The 9,274-nt window shown below is 62.3% G+C and carries 7 protein-coding genes and 1 tRNA gene; 4 read left to right on the top strand and 4 right to left on the bottom strand.

Annotated elements, in window-relative coordinates; translation table 11 throughout:
* Positions 1-71: 71 nt before the first annotated feature.
* Both VII69_08845 and VII69_08840 read right to left on the bottom strand, forming a co-directional pair.
* Positions 72-992 (bottom strand): proline dehydrogenase family protein, encoded by a 921-nt coding sequence (locus VII69_08845; protein ID HEY5095206.1) that lies wholly within the window; start codon positions 990-992, stop codon positions 72-74.
* A tRNA-Arg gene (locus VII69_08840) sits at positions 992-1,068 on the bottom strand. Before VII69_08840 ends, VII69_08845 begins: the two co-directional genes overlap by 1 nt.
* Positions 1,069-1,122: 54 nt before the next feature.
* Between VII69_08840 and VII69_08835 the strand changes: the two genes are divergently transcribed.
* Entirely contained in the window at positions 1,123-1,821 is a 699-nt protein-coding gene (locus tag VII69_08835) for a phosphoribosyltransferase family protein (protein HEY5095205.1), read from the top strand.
* Entirely contained in the window at positions 1,818-2,954 is a 1,137-nt protein-coding gene (gene solA, locus VII69_08830; protein ID HEY5095204.1) for an N-methyl-L-tryptophan oxidase, read from the top strand. Before VII69_08835 ends, solA begins: the two co-directional genes overlap by 4 nt.
* Here the strand turns inward: solA and VII69_08825 are convergent.
* Positions 2,947-3,957: a hypothetical protein gene (locus VII69_08825; protein HEY5095203.1), complete on the bottom strand. Its 1,011-nt coding sequence runs from the start codon at positions 3,955-3,957 to the stop codon at positions 2,947-2,949. The genes solA and VII69_08825 overlap by 8 nt on opposite strands.
* A gap of 202 nt (positions 3,958-4,159) precedes the next feature.
* Between VII69_08825 and ygiD the strand changes: the two genes are divergently transcribed.
* Positions 4,160-4,939 carry a 4,5-DOPA dioxygenase extradiol gene (gene ygiD, locus VII69_08820; protein HEY5095202.1) on the top strand — a complete coding sequence of 260 codons (780 nt, stop codon included), beginning with the start codon at positions 4,160-4,162 and terminating at the stop codon, positions 4,937-4,939.
* A gap of 42 nt (positions 4,940-4,981) precedes the next feature.
* On the opposite strand, the gene VII69_08815 is transcribed toward ygiD, so the two are convergent.
* Positions 4,982-6,907, bottom strand: a complete 1,926-nt coding sequence (locus VII69_08815) for a M48 family metalloprotease (GenBank protein HEY5095201.1) — start codon at positions 6,905-6,907, stop codon at positions 4,982-4,984.
* Between VII69_08815 and VII69_08810 the strand changes: the two genes are divergently transcribed.
* Positions 6,906-9,101 carry a DUF5916 domain-containing protein gene (locus tag VII69_08810; protein ID HEY5095200.1) on the top strand — a complete coding sequence of 732 codons (2,196 nt, stop codon included), beginning with the start codon at positions 6,906-6,908 and terminating at the stop codon, positions 9,099-9,101. The two genes, VII69_08815 and VII69_08810, sit on opposite strands and share 2 nt — an antisense overlap.
* Positions 9,102-9,274 lie beyond the last annotated feature (173 nt).

The raw sequence follows: 9,274 nt of genomic DNA, 5'->3' as shown, positions 1-9,274 counted from the left end.
TATGCATGGCTCGCCGTTATCGTCGAGCGGCGTCAACGTGGCGCAGACCACGCCCGACGTCAGGTGGCCGGTCATCCGCGCCAGACCGACGAGACGAAGAAGAAGAGATTAGCCGGACGCTCGGCGAGCCGCCGCATCAGGTACGGATACCACTCGGAGCCGAAAGGAACCGCGATGCGAACCGGATATCTCCGCTCGATCATCGACTGCTGCAGCCGCGGCCGGACGCCGTAGAGCATCTGAAATTCATACGACCCGTCGAGGATCGAATTCCTTTGGATGAAGTCGAGGCTGCGCTCGATGATCGCTTCATCGTGCGTGGCGATCGCGGTGTAGCCGCCTTCCTTCAACGACAGCTCGATGAGGCGGCTATAATTGCGGTCGACATCGCGCTTCTTCGGATAGGCGATGGCCGGAGGCTCCAAATAAGCTCCTTTCACAAGCCTGAGATTCGGCTTCAACGGCAAGAGCGCGCGCAAGTCGGCTTCCGAACGGTACAGATATGCTTGAAGCACCGTGCCGACATTGTCGACGCCGAGCGTTCTGAGCCTGCGGTAGATCTCGATCGTCGCACCGGTGTGGCTCGATTGCTCCATGTCGATGCGCACGAAATTGCCTAACTGTGCTGCTCTTGCGGCGACCGAGGCTACGTTTGCAAAAGCGAGCTCGTTGTCCACATCCAATCCGAGATGGGTGAGCTTCAAAGCGACGTTCGCGCTTGCGCGGGCTTGCGAGAAACGATCCAAGATGATCCGGTACTCTTGCGCCACCGATTGTGCGCCGGCGACGCTGCGCACGTCTTCGCCCAATAATCCAGCGGCGACGCGAAAACCGCGCACGTTGCACGACTGGACCACGGTCATGAATTCGTCGAGCGTTTCGCCGGCGACAAACCGGCCTGCGCCGAACCGCCGCCCGTGCTTGGTGACGAACCGTTGCAGGCCGCGATTGCCCGCCGCCGCAAGCAACGCCGAACGCATGAGATCAGTCATGGTGCCCTCGGAGGGAATCGAACCCCCGACTTTCGCGTTCGAAGCGCGACGTTCTAATCCGCTGAACTACGAGGGCGTTGGTGAATCAGTTCACGAATTTGAGGCCGGCGGCCTACCGCGAAAGGGCCCGATGAACGCAAGTCCTGGCCAACCACGGAGCGGATTCCAAGACCGGGCGCAAGCCGGGCGATCGCTCGCGCAGCTCCTCGGCCGCTATTCATCGCGTGATGATGTGGTCGTGTTCGGGTTGCCGCGCGGTGGCGTACCGGTCGCATTCGAGATCGCCAAAGCTTTGCACGCACCGCTGGACTTCATCGTCGTCCTCAAGCTCGCGCTTGCGCGGCATCCGGAGCTCGCTCTCGGCGCCGTCGCCGCGGACGGCTCACACGTCGTCAACGACGAGCTGGTCCAGCGGCTCGGCATTTCGCAAAACGTCATCGACGCCGCGCTTGCCGAAGCGCGGGCGCAACTGCCGGGCCGGATCCGCGCGCTTCGAGAGGATCGTCACGCGATCGACGTCGTCGGCGCGATCGTCGTCCTCGCGGATGACGGCCTTGCGACGGGCGCGAGCATGCGCGCCGCTATCGCATGCGTTCGCAATCAGAACCCGGCGCGCGTCGTCGTCGCAGTGCCGGTCGCGGCGCGCGAGGCGGCGGATTCCATTCGCGAGCTCGTCGACGACTTCGTGTGCGTCGACTGCCCGGCATCGTTCGTCAGCGTCGGAAACTGGTACGACTCGTTCGCGCAAGTCGGCGACGACGATGTGCGCTCGCTTCTCATGCAAGCTTCGCGCTTTCGCGAAACGGCCGACGGCGGACAGCGCTCGTGAGCTACGACGCGATCGTGGTCGGGCTCGGCGTGATGGGCAGCTCCATCGTCTCGAACTGCGCGCGTCGCGGCATGCGCGTGCTGGGGCTCGAACGATTCTGGCCGGTCCACGATCAAGGGGCTTCGCACGGAAAAACGCGATTGATCCGGCAAGCCTACTTCGAACACGTCGCATACGTGCCGCTCGTCCTTCGATCCTACGAGTTGTGGCGCGACCTCGAGGCGCGCACCGGCAAACATCTCATGACGATAACCGGGTTGCTGCTCGCGGGCAAGGAGTCCACCAACGTCATCGCAGGATCGCGCAGAAGCGCGGAACGGCATCATCTTCCTGTCGAATATCTCACCTCCGCCGACATCATCCGCCGCTATCCGATCGCCCGTCCGCGCACGGACGAAGTGGGGATCTTCGAGCGTGAAGGCGGCATCATCTTTCCGGAACGTGCGGTTCATGCTCTACTCGAGTCGGCGGCGGATGCCGGCGCGCAGATGCGATTCGGCGTGCGCGTGACCGATTGGCATCGGACCGGGCCTCGCACGCTTCGAGTCGCGCTCGATGACGGCTCCTTCGTCGAGGCAGAGCACCTCGTGTTATCGGTCGGACCGTGGTTCGAGAGCATCGCCGCGCAGACCGGCATTCCGCTCAAAGTACAGCGCAACGTGCAGGCATGGTTCGCGCCTCGAACCGCACAATTCACGGCGGATCGTTGCCCCGCGTTCCTGCTGGACCGTGAAGGCCTTCCAAACGTGATCTATGGAATGCCGGATTTTGGCGACGGCGTCAAGGCGGCGTTTCATTCGCGCGGCGTCTACACCAAACCGGACGAATTGGAACGCGGGATCTCGGAAGCTGATATAATCCCTATCCAAACCGCCCTTGAAGAGTGGCTGCCCGGAGCAAGCCAGACCTTCCGAAGCGCAAAAGCATGTATGTACGCACTCACGCCCGACGAGCATTTCGCGATCGGCCGTCATCCTGCCGATGAGGGCATCGTGGTCGCCGGAGGTTTTTCCGGACACGGATTCAAGTTCGCGCCCGTCGTCGGCGAGATCGTGGCGGAGCTCTTGCTCGACGGGGCATCGCGGCTCGACATCGGGTTCTTGTCGCCCTCCCGATTCGCGCACGCTAGTTAGGCGGCGGGCTCGGTTCGGGCGTTGCGAGCGCGTAGCCGGCGGGCACGTCGAAGAATGACGCGTCATACGGCAGCCGGGTAAACGACGTGGTCTCGACCCACGCGAGGCCGGGAGTGTCCAGCACAGTATCCCGATACGGTGCCTGCGAAGCCGGCGCGCCCGGCGGCGGCGCAGAACTCGGCGGCGCAGAAGTAGGCGGCGCCGTGAGGTCCATCTCACTCCATTGAACGCTGCGCAACGGAATGCGCACGATTCCGGCGCTGCTCGTCGCCTGCGGCGCATTTGCAACTCCCGGCATCCGCGGCCCGGTCGAGCATGTATCCGGCATGGGCACGTCGGCGAACCAAAGATCGGTTACCGCTGTTCCGAACATCGACCCCGGCGCAGAGATGAGTTCGTGCCGGGATAACAACCCGGCGATCGTCTCGGTCCCATCGTCCGGCTGTGCGACGATAGTCTGTTGGCTGGGGTCGTCGGCAACGGCCGGGCCGTCGTCGCTTGCGTCGGCGTCCTTGAGCATATCGTCGAACGATTGTGTGGTGTAGACCTTGGCATCGTTGTCGGCGACGATGATCCGCTGCTTGTCGCACTGGACGATCGTTGAAATATTGTCGATGTCCGTTCGCGTGCGAGCGGGCGCTATCGTCGTCGTCGCTTCGAACTCGGCGACGATATCGACGTTCGGTTTCGCATGCAAGTCGGGCGGAGGGGGAAGCGATTTCTTCTGCAGGCTGTTCGTGATTTTATCGGCGATAAATCCGGCTATGGGGTTCAAGCTGGACAGCACATTATGCAGAACGCTAGAAAGAAACGAATGGAAGAGCGACTTGACGGGATTGACGGCCGGCTGCCCTGCGTCAGTCTTGAGCACGTTGCGATATTGCACTTGCACGTATTGCACGGCTTGAGGGCCGGTGGAAACCGCCGCAGTAGGGCTCGCCGCCGGGGCCGGCGCAGCCGTAGCAAGCACGGCAGCGGCGACCAATGCCAAACATGTTGACACGATCAAATCCCCCGGTGCACCAATCCGCTGCCGGCCGTCAGATTCCTTTGCGGCCATTGCGCCCGGCGCAGCGCGCTGTATACTTATATGACGATGGAGAATCAAGAGGTGACAGAGGTGAGCGGCGCCGACATTAATTGTTGGACCGATGTTTATCATCGGTCTGGCCCTCCTACAAGGTCGGCCCCACAGGAAGGGATGCATGACCACTAGCCATACGCGCATGCCGGCGGTCTATGTCGGCCACGGCAGCCCCATGAACGCTATCACCGACACGAAATTCAGCAGAGCCTGGGCGGCATTGGGCGCCGCGCTTCCGCGCCCCCGCGCGATCGCCGTTATCTCAGCCCATTGGTTCGTGCCCGGGACGGCAGTCACGGCCGAGCCGAACCCGAAAACCATCCACGATTTCGGCGCATTTCCGAAAGCACTGTTCGACGTGCGCTATCCTGCGCCCGGAGATCCGGCGCTCGCGGCCGAGATCGCCGAAATGCTCGCTCCGACGCCGGTCCGCCTCGACACATCGTGGGGTTTCGATCACGGCGCGTGGTCGGTGCTCGTTCATCTCTATCCCAAGGCCGACATACCCGTCGTCGAGATCGCCATCGATTCCGAACAGCCGCCGGCGCGGCATTTCGAACTCGGCGGCCGTCTAGCACCGCTGCGCGAGCGCGGAGTGCTCGTGATCGCGTGCGGGAACGTCGTGCACAATCTCGAGCACATCGATTTCAGTGCGACCGCGCCGTTCCCGTGGGCCGTGCGTTTCGACGAATTCGCGAAGGCGGCTTTGGAACGACGCGATGACCGGGCGCTGATCGACTATGAGATGAATCCGGATGCGATACTCGCGGCTCCGGACGAAGATCATTACTACCCGCTGCTGTATGCCGCGGGGATCCGGCATAACGACGATGCGCTGCGATTTATCGTCGAAGGTTTCGACGCAGGGTCGATCTCCATGCGGGCGTTCACGCTATCGTAGCGGGGCAAGCGATGCTTGCCCTCCTACATGACCGCGAAAGTTTTACGTCCCTGCCGGCTTCGTCAATGGCGTCTCTATGTAATTCTCGTAGAGCAGCCCCTCGGCGATCTCCATGGATTCCGCGAGCAGATGATGATCCAACGCCAAGGTGGCGCAGCTCGCGCCCGCCGAGCGCAATGTATCGATCGTCGAGTTGATCGGCGTCTGCGTCTCAAAAGAGTACCATGCCGCGCAACCGAGGTCGCCCGGCGCCACGCCGCTTGCCGCCGCTGCGCTATAGGCTGGCAACTCGATCCCCGGGAGCCGGTACGCCACCGCCGCGCGATACGCGGCGTATCGCTCGGGCGAAGAGAACAGGTCGAGCATCGTAAGCTGCGATGAAAGCTGAGCGGTCTGCGCCGCATACATCTCGTCGGATGCATGCGATGCCGAGGCGTGCGCTGCCGCTGCGGCCGCCGCGAGTTGCAGGATGATCGGGGGAATCCGCTGCGCATGGTGTGGCCCGGGCGACGCAGCCGGCTCGCCACCGGGCCCGTAATCGGAATTTGTCGGAGTTGCTGCTTGCATACTCATGAGCGTGCTCTGCAGTTGTGCAAGTGCCGCTCGGCTCACGGCGACGGAGTCGGCCAGCGCGGCCGAGGACGAGACGAGGTTCGCGGTCATCACCGGATAGTACGGGAGCAGACTTGCGTTCATCGGCGTGAGCGGCTGCGGGTCCTGAAACGGCGCTGCCATATCGTGCAAGGCGTCCTTGTTGCCGGCGACCAGTCCGGCCGCGGTACCGAGCACGTCGCTTGTGAGATTGCCGACGGCGGAGAGATCGCGGTTCAGCGTCGCGACGATTGGCGGCGGCCCGGCATTTGATGACCCGCCGCCGCCCAAATCTCCGGCCACACTCGAAAGGCGTTGGAGTTGATCCTCGACCGAATTCAGATCTTGCAGACCGGAGGCTGACTGTTTTTTGATGTCGGTCAGCGTGACGTCGGCTGAAGCTTGAGCGGCTTTCAATGCGCTTACCGCCGCAACCCGTTTTGGATCGGATGCGGGCACGGTGGGCGCAGAGTCGCGGCTATCCGGCGCGGCCAGCGCGCCGCCGTCGCGCAAGGCGTAGTTGAGCGCCTGCTTGTGCTCGTTCAGGTCTGGGCTAGGGTCGACCGCAGCCACTTGCACGAGCACCTCACGCGCGTACGAGTACCGGCCTTCCATTTGGTCATGGATGGCACGAGCCAGCAGCGCGCTGGCCGAAGGCCGGTCCAATTCCTGATAGCCGAGCAGATGCGCGACGCGGTCGTTGGGCACCGGGTGATCCAAGAACGCTTTGTCGGCGCGCGCGTCTGGTCCGGGGTCTTGCGATCCAAGTCCATACATGACGTCGACTGCCGCATGCGGGTCGTAACCCGCCTTCGCCATGATGCCCAACCCGTAATGATCGGCCTGTAGTTCGTCCAGGCGGGAAAACTTGTCGGACGCGAGTTCGCCGCCGATGCTGCCGAGAATGCCGGCCGGCCCGGAAACGATCGAAAGTATTCCCTCCAAGATCGCCAGGATCGCATTGGTGTTATCGCCTTTGGTCACGTGATGCAACTCGACGTGACCCATCTCGTGACCGAGCGTGGCCGCGAGCTGATCGTCCGCAGTCACAAAATTGAGCAGCCCCATATTGACGTGGACAAAGCCGCCCTTGATCGCAAACGCGTTGATGCTTCCGTCCTGGATGATCGTGAACTGATAGTTGATGTCTTTGCGGATACGGTACTGGACGAGTTTGTTGGTGACGCTCGCCACCCAGGACGTGAGGAACGGATCCTTGATGACCACGCTCTCGGCGTCGATCTGCGCGTTTTCGGTCTTGCCTTGCGCGACTTCTTTGGACGTCGACATCGCGAGGGCTTGAGTTTGAGCCAACGGCAGCCACAGCGCAGTGGCCAGGGCGCAGATACGAAGCGCGCGCCGCGAAGGCTTATTCATGTTGGTTCCATCGTACCGCATCAACGTTGGATTTGGCTGGGAGGCGCCGTTTGACCCGCCGTATTCACTTATACAATTAGTTGACAAGCGCTTGCCGGGCGGCTATCATCTAGCGGTGGGTACACGCTGCGCGCTCGCCATTTCGATCCTCGCGGTGTGGATGGCGCTTGCATGCGCTCCTGCGATGGCAGAGCCGTTCAAATTGGCCGACGTTCCGGTGGTGACGACGTTGCCAAAGGTCGACGGCACGCTTGGCGACCCGGCGTGGCAACATGCAGCGAAGGCGACGCTTGCGTGGGATTTCAATCATAACCGTGCCGCGAGCCAACCTACCGAAGTATACGTGCTCGCAAGCGCCGCGGATTTGTACGTGGCTTTTGTCGCTCATCAGACCGAAACGTTGACAGCCACGCAACGGACGAACGACGTTCCCATGCCCGGCGACGACGTCGTGCGTGTATACTTCTGGCCCGCCGGCACCGGCGGATTCGAATACGGATTCATCTCAAATCCAGCGGGCACGCGATACGAATTCTCCGGCGAGAACAACAACTTCGCCCCGCACTGGACGTCGGTCGCCACACGCACGGCGGACGGCTACATCGTCACCATGCGCATTCCGTTGAATGCGATGCGCGCATCGGCCGGAACCTGGCTCGTCCAATTCGACCGTCGCGTGCACGAGACCAACGAGCTGTTCGAGTGGGCGCACGGCGCGTCGCAAAACGCGACGGACGATGTGCGCTTTGCCGGAGAAGTGCGCAGTCCCGCGAGCGTGACGGGCGCTGCGCGCACCAAACCGCGCATCGCCGTCTACGCGCTTGGGCAGGCCGGTGCGGCAAGTGCGGGCGGGTCGACGTCTCGGACCGGCGTGGATCTCGCGTTGCCGGTCACTCCGACCGCGTCGCTTGTCGCCACCTTCCATCCGGATTTCTCCAACGTCGAACTCGACCAGCAGACGATTTCGCCCACCGCGTTCGCGCGCCAGTTCCAAGAAGTCCGTCCATTTTTCACCCAAGGCGGAAACGAGTTCAACAGCTTCGATTGCAATAGTTGTTTCGTGAACATCTCCTTGTACACTCCCGGCATACCAACACCGTCTCGAGGCTATGCACTGGAGGGACGTCAGGACCTCTTGCGGTTCTCGATGTTGGACGCCGTGAACGCGGGCCGGCAAGACGTGGCCGGCGTGCTCGGATATTCGAATGCCGCGCACACGATCGGTGAAGAATATCAGCGGGTCTCTCTCTACGAACCCGGATTCGTCGACGATGTGAACAATTTTCAAATACGCGGCAACAATGGGAAGAACGGTTTCTGGTACGGCACGTATGGGATGGACAGCGGCACGAATGTCACCGACCCGGGGCAAGGTCTCTGGCGCGAATTCGGCGTTGGCACTTCGTCCAACGTCGAGAGCACCGGCGTGTTCGCGGCCGTTCGCGACATCGGGTCGCAGTACGATCCCGCAGACGGTCTGAACCAGCATCCCGGCGTCGCCGGGTACGCGGTCTTCGGTGAGAAGGAGTGGCGGGGAGGGCCCGATTCGCCCGTCCAATCCACCATATTCACCTACAACGTCGATCGCTATCACGGCGCGCCTTTCGGCGGGCTCAACCAAGCGGATACGGGTCCGAGTCTCACCGTGACGACGAAGACGCAGTTCACGTACAGCGCATTCGTCGGAGACTCGTACCTCGTGCTCAACGACGGCAACAGCTACGACTTCAACCAGAACGGCGGCAGCGTTGCGTACGGTGAGAACACGAATTCGCCTTCGTCAATCGCGTACTTCAAAGGACGCTTCGCGGCCGGATCGTTGACATCGCTCTTCCAATCGGCTGCCACGCGCATCGACAGACTTGGTGTCCTGAGTCTAGAGGGCGACGTGACGCACTTCACGCCTGACGCGGGCGGCGGCGTCGACACGCAGTGGCTGGAACGCGCGAGCTATACCTATCAGTTCAATCCCGATGAATCGTTTTCGATCGGAGCGCGCCGCATCATCGGCATCGCCCCGCCGATCGACGCAAGCCCGTCGTTCGTCGACGCGCGAAACGTCACGGCCGCGTACTACAAGCGCTTCGGCCACTACGAGCTGTACGCGGTCTACGGTGATCCAAGTCAATTGAGCACGAGACCGGCTTTCGTGCTCAAGCTCGTCACGTATATCGGCGCGGAAAAGGGCACGTAGCTTCTGTCCGTAGGAGGGTGAGCAACGCGTACTAGGGTGAGCAGCGCTCACCCAACTGGGCAAGCGATGCTTGCCCTAGTACGAGCTTGCCCTCCTACATTAGTGGAGTGTAGACAAGTGAGGCGCCCCGACCGTCGCTCCGAGCGATCGCAGGATGCCGGCGGTGTCGACGG

The organism is Candidatus Eremiobacteraceae bacterium (genome assembly GCA_036511855.1).
Lineage (GTDB): Bacteria > Vulcanimicrobiota > Vulcanimicrobiia > Eremiobacterales > Eremiobacteraceae > JABCYQ01.
Note: the sequence above shows the minus strand (reverse complement) of the source record. Positions and strands in the feature narration are given on the sequence as shown.